Consider the following 18,458-nt stretch of genomic DNA (forward strand, 5'->3'; position numbering starts at 1 on the left):
ACACCACCCACCCTGCGCCCTAGCTTGAGGCAGGTTAGTAAAGTTTCCTAACTTTACAAGCCTGGAGACCGCCGTGTTCCCTCGCCCCGCCCGCAGACGCCGCCTCGCCACGGCCACCGTGGCCCTGGGTCTGCTCTGCTCGCTGTCCACCAGTGCCTGGGCCGGGTCCCGGGATCCAGCCCCGGCACACCGGCACGCCGGGGTCACCCATGTCCCCTCCGCAGCCGGGAGCAGCACCCCGCTGTCCGGCTACGCGGTCCAGTCGACGGCGGAGGTCGACGACTCGGCGGAGGCCGTCTCCTCCCCCGGCTACCCGGCGACGGACTGGTATCCGGCGGGCCCCCGCTCGACGGTCCTCGCGGCGCTGCTCGCGAACGGCCGGTACGCGGACCCGTTCCACTCCACCAACCAGGACAAGATCCCCCGGGCCGACTTCCAGGTCCCGTGGTGGTACCGGGCCGACTTCACGGTCGCCGACACCACCGAGCGCACCCACCTCGACTTCAGCGGCGTGATCTCAGCGGCGGACGTCTATGTGAACGGCCGTCAGGTGGCCCGCGCCGCCGATGTCACCGGCGCCTACACCCGCCACGAGCTGGACATCTCCTCGCTGGTGAAGTCCGGCACGAACACGGTCGCCTTCCGCATCCAGCCCAACGAGCCCAACAAGAACCTCACCATGGGCTGGATCGACTGGCTCCAGCCGCCGCCCGACCGGAACATGGGCATCGTCCGTGACGTCCTGGTCCGCCGGGGCGGCCCGGTCGCGCTCCGCGACGCGCACGTGGTGACCAAGCTCGCCGTGCCGTCCCTGGCCTCCGCCGACCTGACCGTCAAGGCGCAGGCCCGCAACGACTCCGGGACGGCGGTCACGGCCGAGATCTCCGGCACCGTCGCCGGGGCGGCCTTCACCAGGTCCGTGCCGCTCGCCGCGCACGAGACGAAGACCGTCACCTTCTCCCCCGCCGACGTCCCCGGACTCCACCTCACCTCCCCGAAGGTGTGGTGGCCGGCCGGCATGGGCGGGCAGTCGCTGTACGACCTGGACCTCACCGCGTCCGTGTCCGGCACGGCCTCTGACACCGCCCACGAGAGCTTCGGCATCCGCGACGTGCAGGCGCCCCTGAACTCCGACGGCGCCCGCCAGTACCGGATCAACGGCCGCAAGCTGCTGGTCAAGGGCGGCGGCTGGTCGCCGGACGAGTTCCTGCGCTGGGACTCCACCTATGTGGAGGACCGGCTGAAGTACGCCGTCGACCTCGGGCTGAACACCATCCGCCTGGAAGGCCACATCGAGCCGGACGAGTTCTTCGACCTCGCCGACCGGTACGGCGTGCTCACGCTGCCGGGCTGGGAGTGCTGCGACAAGTGGGAGGGCCAGGTCAACGGCAACGGCGAGTCCGGCGACGAGTGGACCGCCGCCGACTACCCGATCGCCAAGGCCTCCATGGCCGCCGAGGCCGCCCGGCTGCGTGACCACCCGAGCGTGATCTCGTTCCTGATCGGCAGCGACTACGCGCCCGACGCGACCATCGAGAAGAACTACCTGGACGCCCTGAAGGCAGCCGACTGGCCGAACCCGGTGGTCTCCTCGGCCTCCGACAGGTCCTCGCCCCAGCTGGGCAGTTCGGGCATGAAGATGACCGGGCCCTACGACTGGATCCCGCCGAACTACTGGTACGCCAAGCGCGAGGGCGGGGCCACCGGCTTCAACTCCGAGACCAGCGCGGGCCCCGACATCCCCACGCTCGACACCCTGCGCCGGATGATGACGCCCGCCGAGCTCGACACGCTCTGGAAGAACCCGGGCACCAGGCAGTACCACCGCTCACCCTCGCCCGTGTTCGGCACGCTCAAGATCTACGACGCGGCTCTCACCGGCCGCTACGGCGCCCCGACCGGCCTGACCGACTATGTGCGCAAGGCGCAGCTCGCCCAGTACGAGAACGTCCGCGCCCAGTACGAGGCCTACGCACGCAACGCGACGGACGCGAGCAAGCCCTCCACCGGAATGATCTACTGGATGTTCAACAGCGGCTGGACCTCGCTGCACTGGCAGCTGATGGACCGTTACCTGGACCAGGGCGGTGCCTACTTCGGCGCCAAGAAGGCGAACGAGCCGCTGCACGTCCAGTACTCGTACGACGACCGCTCGGTCGTCGTGGTGAACAACCGGCACACCGCGGCCGGCGGACTCACCGCGCGGGCCACGCTGTTCTACCCCGACGGCACACAGAAGTACGACAAGACCGTGACCGGGGTGACGGTGAACGGCGACGGTGCGCACGGCACCGCGCTCACCCTGCCCGCGTCGGTGAGCGGCCTGTCGTCCACCTACCTGCTGCGGCTGACCCTGACCGGCGCGGACGGCAAGGAGGTGAGCCGGAACGTGTACTGGCTCTCCACCAAGGCCGACAAGCTCGACTGGGCGAAGACCGACTGGTACCACACGCCGACGACCGGCTACGCCGACCTGAAGGGGCTCACCTCGATGGCGCAGGCACCGGTGTCGGCCACGGCGTCGACCGAGTCGTCCGGCGGTACGTCGACCACGACGGTGACCCTGCGCAACACGGGCAGCGGCCGTACTCCGTCGCTGTTCACGGACGTCCATCTGGTCGACGCCCAGGGCAAACCGGTGCTGCCGGTGCGGTGGTCGGACAACGAGGTCGGCCTGTGGCCGGGCGAGTCGGTGACGCTGACCGCCACCTACCGGACCGCCGATCTGCACGGCTCGGCGCCGGGCGTGCGGGTCTCCGGCTGGAACACGCCGGAGCAGACGGTCCCGGCCGCCTGACGTGCCGGGGGTGGGCCCGGTGGCTCACCCCCGCACGGTTCAGCTGACGTTGAGCGCGGTGTCGTCCACGACGAACGACGTCTGGAGGGTGGAGCCCTCGGTGCCGGTGAACTTGATCGTCACCGTCTGGCCCGCGTAGCTCGCGAGGTTGAAGCTGCGCTGGGTGTAGCCACTCGCCGCGTTCAGGTTCGAGTAGGTCGCGAGAGTCGACAGCACCGTGCCGCTGCTGCCCAGGACCTGCGCCTTCAGGGTGTCGTAGGCCGTCGAGGTGGTCGTCTCGGCGGTGTCGACGTGGAGGTAGAAGCTCAGGGTGGCGCTCGTGCACCCGGCAGGGATGGTCACCGACTGCGCGAGGGTGTCGGTGTGGGCGGAGCCGTAACCGCTCAGCCATGCCTTGTAGGAGCCGGTGCGGGCGGCCTCGCCGGTGTCGTTGGTGATGACGCCGCTGGAAGCGGTCCAGGAGGTGGCGCCGGACTCGAAGCCGGGGTTGGCCAGCAGCTGGGCGGCCGTGCAGGTACCGCCACCACCGCCACCGCCTCCGCCGGTCGTGCCGTCACCGGCCAGCCAGGCGGTCGCGTTGAGGGCGAGGGCCGCGTTGGTGGCGCCGGAGTCGTTCCAGCCGTCGTACAGGGTGTTGCCGGACTGGCCGGTGCCGTCGTCGATCGGCGAGCTGTCGCCCCAGAAGGCGACGCGGCCGCTGCCGAAGGTGGACGTCGCGAAGAAGGCGCCGGTGTTGCCGGAGTAACCGGTGCGGTAGAGCAGGCCCTTGACGCCGGCGTTGTCGGCGGGCTTGAGCGTGGCGGTGGTGCCGCTGGCGATCAGGCTCTTGGTGACGGTGCCGAAGGAGCCGTGCAGGACCGGGTCGGTGCTGTCGCTGATCGCCGACGGGTAGTCGGAGCTGATGCTCAGCGAGTCGATGGAGAAGCCGAACGGGTCGGTGGAGTCGACGCTGTTGTTCGTCATCAGGTCGTTGAGGATCTCGACCGCGTCGTAGCCGTCGTTGTTGCGGTCGGCTCCGGTGTGGTCGGAGATCATGAAGAGACCGCCGCCGTTCTTCACGAAGTTCATGATCGCCGTCTTCTCGGCGGTCGTGAACATCGTGTTGGGCTCGGGCAGGACCAGCGTGTCGAAGTTCGACAGGTCGGTGGTCGAGGAGCCGCCGTAGCTGAGGCTGGAGCCCGAGGGCAGCGTCTTCAGGCTGTAGCTGCCGGTCTTCTGCAGGTCGACGCCCCAGGAGGACAGGGCGCCGGTCCAGTCCGTCTCGGCCGACGGGGTGGAGTCCTGGCCGAGCGGGTCGGGCTGGCTGGTGGAGATGATCCAGTCCGCGTTGCCGGCCGTCTCGGCGTGGGCGTTGTCGAACAGGATCCGGTGCGTGGTGGCCGCGTGGGCGGGGGTGGCGCTCGTGCCGATCTGCAGGGCTGCGGACGTGACGAGCAGCCCGAGTCCGGCCAGGGCGGTGGTGAATCTGCGGCGGGATCTCCTCGATCCGAGCATCCGGCGAACCTCCATGAGGGGTGGGGAGAGGCGGTGGGGGCGCCAAGTCTGCGCGCGTAGAACCCGCTTGAGGGTTCTACACGCGTCGATTGGTTGAAAGGTACATGGCATGACGGCTCGGTGAACAGAAAGTCCCGGCAATAAGCGCAGCGGAGTGCCCGCCGCCGGAGCGGGCACATGGAACGTCAGCGGGGAACGCGACGAAGAGGGGTGGACATGGAGATCTCAGGCCTCATCAGCGCCATCGTCATCGGGCTCGTCATCGGCGTGCTGGGCCGGCTGGTCGTGCCCGGGCGGCAGCACATCGGCATCCTGTGGACCATTCTGGTCGGCATCGTGGCGGCACTGCTGGGCTCGGCGATCGCCGCCGGGTTCGGGGTCGCGGACACCAAGGGGCCCGACTGGATCGAGTGGTTCATCCAGATCGCCCTCGCGGCCGTGGGGGTCGCCGCGCTGGACCGGGCGCGGACCCGGCGCTGATGCAGCGTCAACTCCCGTACAAGTAAGGGGTCGTGGTGCTCACCGCGTGGAAGCCGAGGCGTTCCAGGATCGGGCGGCTCATGGCCGAGGCGTCGACCTGGAGGTAGCGGTAGCCGTGGGCGGCGGCGACGCGGGCACGGTGGCCGACCAGGGCACGGTAGATGCCCCGGCCCCGCCAGGCCTCGACGGTGCCGCCGCCCCACAGTCCGGCGAAGCGGGTGCCGGGCACCAGCTCCATGCGGGCGGCGCTGACCGGCTCGTCCCCGGCGAGCGCGACCACGGCGACGACCGTGCCGGGGTCGGCGGCCAGCCGGGCGAGCAGCCGGTGCCGCAGCCGGGTGCCGTCGGTGCCGAAGGCCTTCTCGTGCACGTCCACGACGAGGTCGATGCCGGCCGGGTCGGTGGCCTGGACGAAGCGGATCCCTTCGGGCGGCTCGGCGTCCAGGGCGAGCCGGGCGACCTCGCCGATCAGGAGCGTCTCCTCGGGCTCCGCGCGGAATCCGGCGGCGGTGAGCCGGGAGCCGAGGTCCACCGGCCGGTCGTGGCCGTAGAGCTTCCACTCGAAGTCGCGGCCGAGGCCGGTGAAGTACGCGATCTGTTCGCCGATCGCCCGGTCCACGCTCCCCTCGTCCAGGGCGGACCACACCACGCTGTTCCAGCCCTGCGCGTCGGCGACCTGGCGGACGACCTGACCGGTCCGCTCGATCCGGGCTCCGGGCCCGTCGGGGCGTGCGCCCTCACGTATGTCCCGGTCGTACAGGGCTAGCACCGCGGCATGATCCATGGGATCACTCCAGCATCAGCGCCCCGGCGGGGCAACGGAATTACCCTCCGGGCGCACCACGGACAGGTACGACGGCGCTGCGCGGGCTGCCGCGGCGGCCGGTGCTGTGCGGCGCGGTGCTGGGGTTCGCGGTCAGCGACGCGCCCGTCGCGCTGTCGTCGTCGTACGCGCTCACCTTCCTGGCCCGGCCGGCCGACGCCATGGGCGGCACGCTGTGGGCGATGCTCGTCGGCCATGCGGTCCCGGATGGTGCCGGCCGCCCGGCGCGGCCGGGCCATCGCGGTCGTGCCCGCCGGGATCACCCTGGCCCTGGCGCTGGGCCTGCCCGCCGGTACTGCGCCGGCGGGGCGGTGGGCAGGCGGACGGCCTTCGGCTCGCCGGCCGTCCTCGCCGTCCTGCTCGTGGTGTGGGTACGGCTGCGGGTGCCCGGCTTCACCGGCGAACTCCCGCACGCGCGCGTGCCGCTCGTCCGGGGTTGCCGTACGGCCCGGGATCTGCCCGGTGCTCTCCGTGACGCTGTGTCTGCAGCTGGGGCACCAGGTGATGTACACGTACGTCGCCCCGTTCGCCGCGCACGCCGGATGCGGCCGTACCGGCGGGCTGCTCGCGGTGTTCGGGGCCGCCACGGTGGCCGGGATCCGACTTCGGCGTCCTGGTCGACCGGCATCTGCGGCCCACGCTGCCGGCGGTGCTCGCCCTGTTCCCGACGGTCCTGTTGGTGCTGGGGCTGGCCTCCGGTGCGCACGCGGTGCTGGTCTGCGCCGTCGCCGTGTGGGGCGTGGCCTTCGGTGGGGCGCTGGTACTGATCCAGACCGCACTGGTCGACGTCTCGGGCCCGGCGGGCGACGTTGTGGCGACGTCGCTGCAGACCACGGTGTACACCGCGGGGATCGCCGCCGGTTCGCTCACCGGCGGGGTGGCGCTGGACGCCCTCGGTGCCGGTGTGCTGCCCGCTGCCGTGCTCGCGCGGGCGACGGTCGCGGCGGGGCGCCGGGACGCCTTCCGGCCGTACGGCGCGGTGCGCCGCCGCACGGGAGCCGGGTGGCTGTGTCACCCTCGGTGCCCTTGCCCTGCGGCGCCGGGGATCATGCTGCGAGGAGGTCCGTGCCCCATGGTGAAGGACAGTGAGCTGGGTCATCTGCGCCGGTGCGTCGAGCTGGCGCGGGAGGCGCTGGAGGCGGGCGACGAGCCCTTCCGGTCGGTGCTCGTGGCGGCGGACGGCACGGTCCTCGCCGAGGACCGCAACCGGGTGGCCGCCGGGGACCGCACCCGGCATCCGGAGTTCGAGCCGGCCCGCTGGGCGGCCGCCCACCTCACGCCCGCGGAGCGCGCCGCCGCCACCGTCTACACCTCGGGCGAGCACTGCCCGAGGTGCGCGGCCGCGCACGCCTGGGTCGGGCTGGGCCGCATCGTGTACGTCGCCTCGTCCGGACAACTCGCAGCCTGGCTGACCGAGTTGGGCGTACCCGCGGCGCCGGTGCGGGCGCTGCCCGTGCGTGCGGTGGCCCCCGGTGTGGCCGTCGAGGGGCCGGTGCCCGAGCTGGTCGATGAGGTACGGGACCTGCACCGCCGCTGCCACGCGGAAAGTCGCTGACCGGCGCTTCACGGCCACAGCTGTCGACCGGCGCCGGCCGCCTCAGCCGAGTTCGAGCGTGGCGACACCGAAGATCCGCTCGCGGGCGTGCTCACGGACCGGCCCGGTGTACATCCGGGCGGTCTCGAACGAGGCGCTGAAGCCGGCCTCCTCGGCCAGTGCGACGCCGGCCGTGTTCGGTTCGGGGACGTCGATGGCGACCTCGTGGCCTGCGGCCTCGGCGGTGAGCGCGGCGAACAGGGCCCGGGCGTCGTCGGCGGTGTCGGCGAAGAGCGGGCCGATACGCAGGCTGTCGTGGCCGGGCCGGATCACGCCGTAGCCGGTGAGGCGGTCGCCGTCGTGGCGGAGGAATGCGCGGTGACCGGGGCCGGTGAGCCACTCGGCGAGGAAGCGCGGACGGTCGGCCGGGGAGCAGGCGCTGTCGTAGGCGGTGACGGCGGGCAGGTCGGCGGGCCCGGCGGGACGGACACCCTCGGGCATCCGGCTCTGCGGGGCGGTGCCGGTGAAGCGGGTGGTGCGGTAGGCGAGTTCGAAGCCGGACTGGCGGTAGTTGTCCTGCTGGGCGACGACTCCGTCCAGGCCGACAGTGCGGTTTCCGGCGTGGGCCAGGCCGGTCTTCCAGGTGGCGAGGCCGTGGCCATGGCCGCGCAGGTCCGGGCGGACGAGGTAGCAGCCGAGGAAGGCATAGTCGGAGCCGTAGTTCACGACGGAGATGGCCGACACCGGCTCCCCGTCGATCCGGCCGAGGAAGAACCCGTCCGGGTCCTGGGCGAAGAAGGCCGGACCGTCCGAGGGTCCGGGATTCCACCCCTCTGCCGCCGCCCACCCGCTGATCACCGGCCAGTCGGCGAGAGTGGCCTGCGTGACGACGAGGTCCTGGGGGGCCGGAGAGGTCATCGGTGCGCTCCATTGCGTGGGGGTCGGGACGTGCCGGACGGCGCGGTACGGCGACCGCGCCCGCAGCATCTTTAACATCCTTGCCGATCAACGCGGGCCGCGCCAAGCACGGTTCGGTCGATACGGTGCCCAAGCTGGGCTGCTGCGAGCCGAGTTGGCAGCGCGCGACGGACGTGATCCCGGACCGGCTCACGCCGACGGCCCCACCGGGCCGGCGTCCGGCGGGACCGCTCTGTGCGTGGGGGGGGGTCAGCGGTCCCGGCCGGGGCGGCAGCGGCGGTACAGGGTCGCGCCGGTGAGCAGGAGGGCGGCGCTGCCGGCGACCGCGGGGGCCGTGAGGTCGCTTCCGGTGTGGGCCAGGGTGGCCCCGGGCGGCTGCGCGGCGGGGTGCGGAGTGCGCGGGTGGGACTTGATGGGGGTCGGCGGCTTCGGGGGCGGTGCCGGGTGGTGGGTGTTGACCGAATGGTTGCCCGTGGCCGGGTTGCCCACACCTACGACGTTCACGGAGTTGCCGCTGACGTTCACGGGGACGTGCACCGGGAGCTGGACGGTGTTGCCGGAGAGCACGCCGGGCGAGTCCTTCGTGCCGCCCTGCGCCGACGCGCCGCCGGACGTCGACGAGGCGCCCGTGCCGCCACCGCCACCGTTCGCGCAGGCGTTGCCGGCCGCGGGGTTGAGCAGCCCCACCACGTTCACGGTGTTGCCGCACACGTTCACGGGGACGTGCACCGGGAGCTGGACGGTGTTGCCGGAGAGCACACCGGGCGAGCCGACCGCCGAACCGTCGGCGCCAGCCCCGTCGGCCGCGAAGGCGGCGGACGCCGGCATCGCCACGGCCATCGCGCCGGAGGCGGCGACGACGGCGATCACACCGTTTCGGGTAGCCCGTCTCATAGCTTTCCCTGCCTTCCAGACTTCGTCGCGGGCACTCACCCGCACCCCAGAAAACGCAGACGAACCATCCGAGTTATGGCTTATCGGCCTTTCACCCCGTCGAGTGACATGATCATTCGAACCGCACGCAAAGTAATCGAAAGATCATTGATCATGACGGAAGCCGCGAAGAATAGATCATCGGACATGGCCCCGCTCGCCCGGAGGCGGCCCGTACAAGGCCCGCTTATGGTGAGCGAGGGCGCGGCCCCGGTCCGCGGCGGGTGTGCCCCGGGAGGCGATCGATGCTGGTCAAGCTGTCCACACGGCCCGCCGTGCGGCGCTGCGCGGGCGCCGGAGCCCTCACGCTGGCGCTGCTCGGGTCCGGGCTGCCCGCGGCGGCCGCCGCCGACCAGCCGCAGCCGGACCTGTCCCGCTTCTACCGGCAGAAGCCGTCCTGGGCGGCCTGCGAGGGCCCGGACATGCCGAAGGATCTCCAGTGCGCGAAGGTGACCGTCCCGCTCGACTACGAGCACCCGAACGCGGGCACCCTCGACCTGGCCCTGGCCCGGTACCGGGCCACCGGTAAGTCGCGGGGCTCGGTGCTGCTGAACTTCGGCGGGCCCGGCGGCGCAGGCGTCCCCGAACTCTCCGGGGGCGGCAAGGAGTTCATGGAGCTGACCAACGGCTACGACGTGGTCACCTTCGATCCGCGCGGGGTCGGCCGCTCCTCTCCCGTCAGCTGCGGCCAGGGCACCGAGGAGGCCTCGGCGGCGATGGGTCAGAACGCCGACATCAGCCATCCCCAGGCCCTGCTGCAGAAGCTGCGGCGGGCCGCCGACCAGTGCGCCAGGCACTCCGGCCCGGTCCTGCGGCACATAGGCACCGTGAACTCCGCCCGGGACATGGACGTCATCCGCCAGGCCCTGGGCGACAAGAAGCTCAACTACCTGGGCTTCTCCTACGGCAGCCGGCTCGGCGCGGTGTACGCGGCGCAGTTCCCGCACAACCTCGGCCGGATGGCCCTGGACGGCGTGGACACCCTGACCGAGCCGCTGTCCGAGCAGGGCCTGGCGGGCGCCGAGGGGCAGCAGACCGCGCTCGACGACTTCCTGGACTGGTGTACGACGGACATCGCGTGCCCGTTCGGTCAGGACCGGCGCATGGCCGGGGACCAGGTCGTCCAGCTGGTGCGCTCGCTCGACGAGAACCCGGTGCCCACGGACTTCGGCGGCACGTTCACCGGACAGGACCTGGTGGGCGCCGTCGGGCAGGCCCTGTACAGCAAGGAGATGTGGCCCTCCCTGGAGCGTGCGCTCGTCTCGCTGGTCGAGGACGGCGACACGCGGCGGCTGCTCAGCCTCACCTCCGGCGGCGGTTTCGCCGTGCCCGTCCGGTTGGACGGCCAGGGGAAGGGCAAGGACGGCACGAGGCGGGACGGCGGGCTCGTGGACGCCCAGGACATCCCGGCGGACAACCTGCCGGCCGCGCTGATGGCCATCAACTGCGCGGACGACCCCGACCGGCCCAGCGAAGCGCAGATCACCAGGGACCTCAAGGATCTGCAGGCCGCCTACGACCATGCGTCGCCGGTCTTCGGCCGCTTCCGGCTCACCCAGCTGCTGATGTGCTACGGCCGCCCCAAGGGCACGACCTTCATCCGCGACCGGGTCAAGAACCTCGACTCGGCCAAGATGCTGCTGGTGGGCACGCGCGGCGACCCGGCGACGCCGTACCGCTGGACCGAGGAGACGGCCGGGCGGCTCGGCTCCTCCGCCGTGGTACTCGACAACAAGGGCGACGGACACACCGGCTACTCGTCGTCCACGTGCGTGCACCGCAAGGTCAACGACTTCCTGCTGTACGGCACCCTGCCACCGAGCGGCAGCTCCTGCCCCGCGGATGGGAACACCTGGAGATCCACCACGAACACCGCCAATTGACGACAGGAGCAGCGCAACCGAGGTATCCCGGCCGGCCCGGACGTCACACTGGGCAGGCGCGCCTCGGCCCGCCGTACTCGTACGTGACCGAGACAGGGGAACCCGCCATGCGCATCCGCGCCGCCATCGCCGTACCCGCCGTCTCCGCCGCCACGGCGGCCCTGCTGCTCACCGCGCCGCCGAGCCAGGCGGCCGCGGGGCACACCCAGCCCGCCCGCTGCACCGAGAAGGCGCTGAGCCTGCGGGCGAAGGCCGCGTCCGGCGATCCCGCCGTGGTGCGGGTCAGCGTGACCAACCGAACCGCCCGGGCCTGTGTCGTCGACCGGGTACCCACGGTCACCTTCGGTGACCTGGACGGGGCCGCACTGCCGGTGCCGGAAGGCGGCAACGGCACGTACCGGCTCGGCGCCGGAAAGACCGCCTACGCGGCCCTGCGCACCATCGCCGACCCGGCGGACCCCGAGGCCCGCCGGGTGGACGCGATCACGGTGGCCGCGTCAGCCGCCCAGTGGGGCCGCGCCTTCACCGCCGCACAGCTCGGCACCGGCAGCGAGGTCCGGGTGTGGGAGCCGGTGACCACGTGGTGGCAGCCGACGGCGACGGCCGCGGACCGGGTACTGGGCCTCGGCTGAGAGCCGGCTCCGGAGAGCCGCGGACCAGCACCGGGCCACGGCTGAGGGCCAGCTCCGGAGAGCCCCGGACAGGCACCGGGCCACGGTTGAGGGCCGGCTTCAGGGAGCCGCAGACCGGCACCGGGCCACGGTGTCGGGGCCTCAGCCGAGAGCCACTTCCAGGAAGTCCTGGACCAGGCCCCCGACCTCGCCCGGGGAGCGACGGACCCGGTGTCGGGGCCTCAGCCGACGGGCAGTTCCGGGTTGTAGAGGTCCAGCCACTGGGCGAGGTCCAGGGCGCGCTCCAGGCCGCGGCGGGCCACCTGGGTGTTGACGGGGGTGTCGCGTTCGGCGGTCTCCCGGACCCGCTCGCGGTCGACCAGGTCGAAGACGGGGTGGGAGGGCCGGGCGAGGAGGTCCTTGACCTGGGCCTGCAGGGCGCGGGCGTACCGCGGGTCCTGGGTGGACGGGTACGGGCTCTTGACCCTGTCGTACACCGACCGCGGCAGGAGGTCTGCGGTGGCCTCCCTGAGCAGGCTCTTCTCCCGGCCGTCGAAGGACTTCAGCGACCAGGGCGTGTTGTAGACGTACTCGACGAGCCGGTGGTCGCAGAACGGCACCCGGACCTCCAGGCCGACGGCCATGCTCATGCGGTCCTTGCGGTCGAGCAGGATGCGGACGAAGCGGGTCAGGTGCAGGTGGCAGATCTGCCGCATCCGGTACTCGAAGTCGCTCTCGCCGTCCAGGCGGTGGATGGCGGCGACGGCGGTGCGGTAGCCGTCGGCGATGTATCCCTCCAGGTCCAGGGTCTTGGCCAGGTCGGGGCGCAACACGTCGGCGTCGTCGCCGAAGTGGCGGCCGAAGTGCACCAGCCACGGGAAGGTCTCGGCGCGGCGGGCCTCCTCGTCGAAGAACTGCAGGTAGCCGCCGAAGACCTCGTCGGCGGACTCGCCGGACAGGGCGACCGTGGACTGGTCGCGGATGGCGCGGAAGAGCAGCAGGAGCGAGGTGTCCATGTCGCCGAAGCCGGCCGGCAGGTCGCGGGCGCGGATCACCTTCTCGCGCACGCCCGGGTCGGCGAGGGACTGGGCGTCCAGGACGATGTCCTGGTGGTCGGTGCGGGCGAGCCGGGCCACGTCGTGCACGAAGGGGGTGTCCGGGGTGCCGCGCAGTTCGTCGGCGACGAAGTTGTCGGTCTGGCCGACGAAGTCGACGCAGAAGCTGCGGACCTTCTCGCCGTGCTCGGCGAGCTGCCGGGCGGCGAGCGCGGTTATGGCGGAGGAGTCGAGGCCGCCGGAGAGCAGGGTGCAGCGCGGGACGTCGGCGACCAGCTGGCGGCGCACGATGTCGTCGAGGAGCGAGCGGACGGTGTCGATGGTGGTGTCGCGGTCGTCGGTGTGCGGTCGGGTCTCCAGCCGCCAGTAGACGCGGGTGCGCAGACCCGTGCGGTCAAGGGTCACGACGGTGCCGGGTTCGACCTCGTGCATGCCGTCCCACACGGCGTGTCCGGGGGTCTTGACCATGGTGAACAACTCGCGCAGGCCGTCCAGGGCGACGCGGGGCCGGGCGAGCGGGTTGGCGAGGATCGCCTTGGGTTCGGAGCCGAACAGGACGCCGTCCGGGGTCGGGTGGTAGTAGAACGGCTTGATGCCCATGCGGTCGCGGATCATCACCAGCCGGTCGTGGCGGGCGTCCCACACGGCGAAGGCGTACATGCCGTTCAGTCGCTCGGCGACGGCGTCGCCCCATTCGAGGTAGCCGTGGAGGACGACCTCGGTGTCGGAGTCGGTGGTGAACCGGTGGCCGCGGTCGGTGAGTTCGCGGCGGAGTTCGGTGAAGTTGTACGTCTCACCTGAGTAGACGAGGGCGACGGCTCCCTCAGGGGTGCGGACGGACATCGGCTGGCGGCCGCCGGGGAGGTCGATGATCGCGAGGCGGCGGTGGCCCAGGGCGGCGGGGCCCTCGGCCCAGGTGCCCCGGTCGTCCGGGCCGCGGCAGGCCATCGTCTCGGTCATCGCATGCAAGGCGGCGGACTCGCTGGTCAGGTCACGGTCGAAGGAGACCCATCCGGTGATGCCGCACATGCGCTACCTCCTGCCTCCGGCCCGCGGCCGTCCCCCGCTCACCTGCGCTTTCCGGGTGGACAGAAGGCGACCGCCGAACCAGTTGTATCGAGCACCTATATGACGAGCCTCCGTCAGGCGCTCGCGGCGGTCAACGCGGGCGTAACACAGCGGCCCACACTCCCTCAGAGTTTCGGCCGCGTTTTGCCCGCGCGAAATCGAAGAACCGCCGTCCTGCCGGGCCGGCCCGGCAGGAACCGGCCACGGGCAAAAACTTCACCAAGCGGCTCCCGCACTACGCCTTCGCGGTCAGAAACCAGTCGAGCGCCGCGGTGAGTTCGGCCGGCTTCTCCACGGGCAGCTCATGACCCGCGTCGATGATGCGCACGACCGCGTTCGGGTAGGCCTTCGCCATCCGGAGCATCTGCCGCACGGGCAGCTGGATGTCGTGGTAGCCGTGCACCATCAGGGTGGGCGTGGCGATCTCACCGGCCCGGTCGAGGAGATCGAAGGCCCGCATGGCGCCGTACAGGGTCATGACGACCTCGCGCGGGGTGTCGGCGGAGGAGCGGATGTACTCCCGAACCTCCTCGCGCGGATACCCCGGGGCGAAGGCCCGCTGGATGTTGGTCGCGACGAACAGCTTGTACGGCACCAGCGTGGAGGCGGCCATGAGCAGGCCCCGGCCGCGGTTGTAGGTCATCCGCCCGATCGAGTTGACCAGCACCATCCGCTCCACGCGCTCCGGGTGGGAGAGGGCGATGGTCTGGGAGATCATCCCGCCCATCGAGTGGCCGACCAGCACGAACCGCTCCACCTCCAGGTGGTCGAGGAGGGCGAGGACGTCCTTCGCCAGCTCCGCGATCGTGCGCACCCCGGCCCCCGTGCTCTCGCCGTGCCCGCGCAGGTCCAGCCGGATCACCCGCCGGCCGGCGGAGAAGTGCGCCAACTGGTGGTCCCAGCGGTGCCGGTTCGCGGTCCAGCCGTGCACGAACACCACGGGCACGTCCGCGCCGTCACGGGGGCCCTCGTCGTCGTACGTCAGTACGGCTCCGTCGACGTCGAGCTGCGGCATGGGGGCCTCCTGGGTGCGCTGCGGTTACTGTCCGGTACGGTAACCGGCCGCGCGCCCCGGCGTCACCGGCGTTCCCCGAGGAATTCGAGGATGTGACCGAAGACGTCGAGGGCGGCGCCCCGGCCCAGGAACGTGTCCAGGTGACCGTAGCCCGGGATCTCGGTGTAGGAGACGTCGAGCTGCGGCTGCCGGCGGGCCAGCACCTCGTGGCAGAGCCGCTGCGAGTCCAGCCACAGCCCGTTCTCGCTGCCCGAGAGCAGCAGGACGGGGGTGTCGATGCGGGCGGCCGCGTCGAGGGCGTTCTGCGGCAGGGCCCGGTAGCGGTGGTCGGTGTCGTGCCAGCGGACCACGCTGCGGGCCAGCTCGATCCGGCGCAGGTGCGGCAGGATCCACAGCGGTGCGGGGCCGAGCAGCTCGGCGAGCCGGTCGTGGGTGGCCTCGGCCAGGTTCTCGTGGACGAAGAGCGAGGCGCCCGTGCCCCAGGCCGAGTGGTGCAGGATCTGGCAGGTCGGATCGGGGCAGCTCGCCCTGCGGGCGGCCAGGGCGAACAGCGGGGTGTACTTCGACCACAGGCCCACCTTGCGGAAGTCGACCGGGATGTGGTCGATCCGGGTCTTCAGCAACTCCCCCGCCACGGACATCCGCAGCGACGTCCGCCCCGCCAGCCTGGGCGTCAGGAAGACTCCCTGCGAGACCACGCCGGCCAGCCCCGGCACCAGCCCGGCCGTCATGCTCAGCGACAGGGTGAGCGAGCCGATGCAGTGCGCGACCACGAACAGCGGGCGCTCGCCGATGCGATCGCGGATGTGGGCGACGGCCTCGGGGATGTCGTACAGCGCCACGTCGTCGTAGGTGTAGCGCCGGCCGGTCTCGTTGTACGGCAGCCGACAACTGCCCCGCCAGTCCAGCAGCCAGGGCTCGTAGCCGTCGTCGAGGAGCGCGTCCACGAGGTTGCGGGTCTCGGGCAGCAGGAACATGTCGGCGGAGGCGGTGTGCCCGTGCAGGAGCAGCACGGCGGGCCGGCCGGTGTCCCCGGTGTCGACGCGGGTCAGGCCGAGGCGGACGCCGTCGCTCGTGCGGAACGGGATCTCCTCGACGCGGGCCGGGTCGAGGCGGTGGCGCAGGGGGCGCAGGGCCGCGGTGGTGCGGACCCTGCGGAGCGCCGGCCGGGCCGTCCGGGAGGGGGTGGTCCTGAAGATCATCGGTGGTGCTCCGTGAGGGTGGGGGTGCGGCGCAGGTCGAGAAGGTCCGCCGCGGCCCGGGCGAACGGGGCGAGCAGGCCGCGGCCCATCTCCAGGCCGAACCAGGCGAGCCAGGTCAGCTTGGCGGCCCGCTTCTCCTGACCGGTCAGGCGCGGGTCCACCTTGATGCCGTCGATCTGGTCGCGGACGTAGGAGTCGGCGGGTACGACGACCTCGCCCAGCAGGCTCGCGGCCTCGCCCTCGCGGCCGATCTCCACGGTGAGCGCGCGCGTCTGACGCCACAGGTCCCGGCGGGCCCGCGCGTACTTACGGCCCTCCAGCCACCACTGACCGCCGTCCGCGTCGCGCAACCTGAGCCGGTAGCGCAGGAGTTGGTGACGGAGGCCGTGCTGGAGCGGGATGCCCTCCTCGGGGCGGACCCAGACGTCGCCGCGCTCCACGGTGAGCGGCTCGGGGTGGACCGCCGGGCAGGTCACCTCGCCCGTGACGTCCACCCGGCGCTCCTTGACCAGCTGGTACATGCTGGCTATGGACAGGGTGAGCGCCATCGAGCACGGGGTCTCGGCGGCCGCTCCGACCGGGCCGACGGTGCCCTCGGTCGTCTCGGCGAACCAGAGGTAGGGCTGGTCGTCCTTGTGCGGAAGCCGGGCGAGGCCGTCGTCGGCGAGCTTCTCGAAGGTCTTCAGCTGGGCCTGGGCGTCGTACCGTGCGGCGGGCGTGAGGCCGAGGGCGGCGACCAGGGCGTCGGTGCGGTCCGCGCCGGCGGCGGGGCCCTTCAGGGTGGCCTCGCACAGCTTCAGCGCGGTGGGGCTCTGCAACACCCGGGAGAGGAAGGCGAGTTCGGGCACGGGCTCGGCCTGCAGTCGGGCGAGCGTGTCGGTGCGCCACTCGTCCCAGTCCTGGACGCGGACGTGCATGCCGCCCAGGGCCATGTCCTGTACGACGTCGTCCAGGGTGTTGGGCACGCCGGTGAGGTTGTAGTCGAAGCCCCACGCGTCGGGCTCGCAGATCGCGGCGACCGCGACCCGGCTGACCCAGTCGACGGGGGCCGCGTTGAGGTAGCGGAACGCCGGTACGGTGCGGAAGCGGCCGAAGGCGGAGATCAGACCGCTGCTCAGGTCCAGCGGGTTGTACGCGCCGGTCTTCGTGTGGCCGCCGATGCCGCCCGGGCGGAGCGCGGTCACGACGAGTCCGTGGTCGCGTGCCCGGCGCAGCGCGACCTCGGCGGCCCACTTGGACTGGTCGTAGCCGGAGATGAGCCGGTCGACGTGGGCGAGAGGGTCGTCCTCGCCCATGGACGTGATGCCGACCTCATTGAACACGGCGATGGACGAGATGTGGTGCAGCGGCTTGGGACGGCCGGTCGCGGCGAGTTCGGCGAGGGTGAGCGCACCGAGGACGTTGCTGCTTCTCAACGACTGGTAGCCGCGCAGGAAGTCCACGGCGGCCGCCACACCCACGATGCTGTCGAGTTCGTACGCGAGGGCGTGCCACTGCTCGTCGGTGAGGCCGAGACGCGGGCTGCGGATGTCGCCGGGCAGCACGGTGATACGCCGGCGTATCTCCGAGGACCACGGCAGCTTGTAGCTGCGCAGCTGAGCGCCGAGCCGTTCGGTCGCGGCCGCCTCGTCGGCCGCGCGGACCAGGCAGTACACATGCGCGTCGCTGTGCCGCAGCAGGTCGAGCAGCATATGGCTGCCCAGGAACCCGGTCGCACCGGTCAGCAGGATCCGGCGCGGCGCCAACGGTTCCGGTACGTCGGCGAAGGGCAGCCGGTCGGCGAGGGCGAGGTCGGCCAGGATCTGGTCGAGGTCTTCCTGCCGGGCCCGGGAGTGGGGGGCGTCGGGCCGGTACGGGGTGGCGGGTACGGCGGGTGGGGTGCGGGGAGACGGGATGGGGAGGGTGTGGGGGGCGGGCGCCGGGGATGCGAAAGAGGTGGGGGTGGGGGTGGCTGAGGGGGGCGCGTCCTGGGAGACGCCGGACGCGGCGAAAGCGGCCGGCGCGGCCGAGGGGGTGATGGGCGCGGAAATGCCCGGTGCCGCGGCGAGGGGTGCCGACGCGGTCGAGGGCGCCGTGTCCTGGGAGACACCCGGTGCACCGAGAGCCACCGACGCGGTTGAGGGGGCCGCGGGTGCAGCGGCGACGTGTGCCGGCGCGGCCGAGGAGCCCGCGGCCTGAGAGACACCCGGTGCGGAGACGCCCGGTGCCGTGGCGAGAGGTGCCGGCGCGGCCGAGGGCGTCGTTGTCGTCGCCGCTTCGACCAGCAGCAGCCACCTTCGGGCCAGACTCGCCGGGCGGGCGTCCGCGAAGACCTCGTCGAGGTCGATCTCGATGCCCAGCTCGGCCTCCAGTTCGGCGGCCAGCTCGACCGCGTCGACGGATGTGCCGCCCGCGTCGAAGAAGTCGGCGTCGGGCGCCAGCCGGCCGGAGGGCAGATGGCGGCCGGCCGCGGCGGTGATGATGGCCGTCAGGCCCGGCAGGTCGGGCGCCGGGGCCGGGGCGGGCTCGGGCTCGGTGCCCGCCGCCCGCACTTTGGCCAGCAGGTCGGCCACGCCGAGTCCGCCGCCGCCCCGTTCGATCGACTCGGCGATCGCCCGCCGGCCGGCGTAGGCCGACTCCTCGTTCACGTCACGCATGAGAGCCCT

The 18,458-nt window shown here is 72.1% G+C and carries 14 protein-coding genes; 5 read left to right on the top strand and 9 right to left on the bottom strand.

What is annotated here, in order from left to right; translation table 11 throughout:
- Positions 1 to 73: 73 nt before the first annotated feature.
- On the top strand, positions 74 to 2,797 hold the full coding sequence (locus ACFYZZ_RS19315; RefSeq protein ID WP_389177065.1) for an exo-beta-D-glucosaminidase: 2,724 nt from the start codon (positions 74 to 76) through the stop codon (positions 2,795 to 2,797).
- A gap of 39 nt (positions 2,798 to 2,836) precedes the next feature.
- Here the strand turns inward: ACFYZZ_RS19315 and ACFYZZ_RS19320 are convergent, their stop codons facing one another.
- Positions 2,837 to 4,291, bottom strand: coding sequence for a hydrolase (locus tag ACFYZZ_RS19320; protein WP_389177066.1), 1,455 nt, complete (start codon positions 4,289 to 4,291; stop codon positions 2,837 to 2,839).
- A 216-nt stretch (positions 4,292 to 4,507) separates the two neighbouring features.
- Here ACFYZZ_RS19320 and ACFYZZ_RS19325 point away from each other — a divergent pair, with 216 nt between their 5' ends.
- A complete protein-coding gene (locus tag ACFYZZ_RS19325; protein ID WP_389177068.1) occupies positions 4,508 to 4,771 on the top strand; it encodes a GlsB/YeaQ/YmgE family stress response membrane protein in 264 nt (87 codons plus the stop codon).
- A gap of 7 nt (positions 4,772 to 4,778) precedes the next feature.
- Here the strand turns inward: ACFYZZ_RS19325 and ACFYZZ_RS19330 are convergent, their stop codons facing one another.
- Both ACFYZZ_RS19330 and ACFYZZ_RS19335 read right to left on the bottom strand, forming a co-directional pair.
- Positions 4,779 to 5,555, bottom strand: coding sequence for a GNAT family N-acetyltransferase (locus ACFYZZ_RS19330; protein ID WP_389177070.1), 777 nt, complete (start codon positions 5,553 to 5,555; stop codon positions 4,779 to 4,781).
- Between the two features lie 40 nt (positions 5,556 to 5,595).
- A complete protein-coding gene (locus ACFYZZ_RS19335; RefSeq protein WP_389177072.1) occupies positions 5,596 to 5,757 on the bottom strand; it encodes a hypothetical protein in 162 nt (53 codons plus the stop codon).
- Between the two features lie 909 nt (positions 5,758 to 6,666).
- Here ACFYZZ_RS19335 and ACFYZZ_RS19340 point away from each other — a divergent pair.
- The gene (locus tag ACFYZZ_RS19340; protein ID WP_389178235.1) at positions 6,667 to 7,149 is read left to right on the top strand and encodes a nucleoside deaminase; all 483 of its coding nucleotides are present in this window, start codon (positions 6,667 to 6,669) and stop codon (positions 7,147 to 7,149) included.
- Between the two features lie 42 nt (positions 7,150 to 7,191).
- Here the strand turns inward: ACFYZZ_RS19340 and ACFYZZ_RS19345 are convergent, their stop codons facing one another.
- Together ACFYZZ_RS19345 and ACFYZZ_RS19350 are read right to left on the bottom strand one after the other, a co-directional pair.
- Entirely contained in the window at positions 7,192 to 8,046 is an 855-nt protein-coding gene (locus ACFYZZ_RS19345; protein WP_389177074.1) for a GNAT family N-acetyltransferase, read from the bottom strand.
- Positions 8,047 to 8,295: 249 nt separating this feature from the next.
- Entirely contained in the window at positions 8,296 to 8,916 is a 621-nt protein-coding gene (locus tag ACFYZZ_RS19350) for a chaplin (protein ID WP_389177076.1), read from the bottom strand.
- Positions 8,917 to 9,224: 308 nt separating this feature from the next.
- Here ACFYZZ_RS19350 and ACFYZZ_RS19355 point away from each other — a divergent pair, with 308 nt between their 5' ends.
- A complete protein-coding gene (locus ACFYZZ_RS19355) occupies positions 9,225 to 10,862 on the top strand; it encodes an alpha/beta hydrolase (RefSeq protein ID WP_389177078.1) in 1,638 nt (545 codons plus the stop codon).
- Positions 10,863 to 10,969: 107 nt separating this feature from the next.
- Positions 10,970 to 11,494: a DUF4232 domain-containing protein gene (locus ACFYZZ_RS19360; protein WP_389177080.1), complete on the top strand. Its 525-nt coding sequence runs from the start codon at positions 10,970 to 10,972 to the stop codon at positions 11,492 to 11,494.
- Between the two features lie 221 nt (positions 11,495 to 11,715).
- On the opposite strand, the gene asnB is transcribed toward ACFYZZ_RS19360, so the two are convergent.
- From asnB to ACFYZZ_RS19380, 4 genes are all read right to left on the bottom strand, one after another.
- The gene (gene asnB, locus ACFYZZ_RS19365) at positions 11,716 to 13,557 is read right to left on the bottom strand and encodes an asparagine synthase (glutamine-hydrolyzing) (RefSeq protein ID WP_389177082.1); all 1,842 of its coding nucleotides are present in this window, start codon (positions 13,555 to 13,557) and stop codon (positions 11,716 to 11,718) included.
- Between the two features lie 274 nt (positions 13,558 to 13,831).
- A complete protein-coding gene (locus ACFYZZ_RS19370) occupies positions 13,832 to 14,611 on the bottom strand; it encodes an alpha/beta fold hydrolase (protein WP_389177084.1) in 780 nt (259 codons plus the stop codon).
- A 62-nt stretch (positions 14,612 to 14,673) separates the two neighbouring features.
- The gene (locus ACFYZZ_RS19375; protein WP_389177087.1) at positions 14,674 to 15,813 is read right to left on the bottom strand and encodes an alpha/beta hydrolase; all 1,140 of its coding nucleotides are present in this window, start codon (positions 15,811 to 15,813) and stop codon (positions 14,674 to 14,676) included.
- A complete protein-coding gene (locus ACFYZZ_RS19380; RefSeq protein WP_389177090.1) occupies positions 15,810 to 18,449 on the bottom strand; it encodes a thioester reductase domain-containing protein in 2,640 nt (879 codons plus the stop codon). Before ACFYZZ_RS19380 ends, ACFYZZ_RS19375 begins: the two co-directional genes overlap by 4 nt.
- Between the last annotated feature and the right edge of the window lie 9 nt (positions 18,450 to 18,458).

It is taken from the genome of Streptomyces sp. NPDC001816 (genome assembly GCF_042892235.1).
GTDB lineage: Bacteria > Actinomycetota > Actinomycetes > Streptomycetales > Streptomycetaceae > Streptomyces.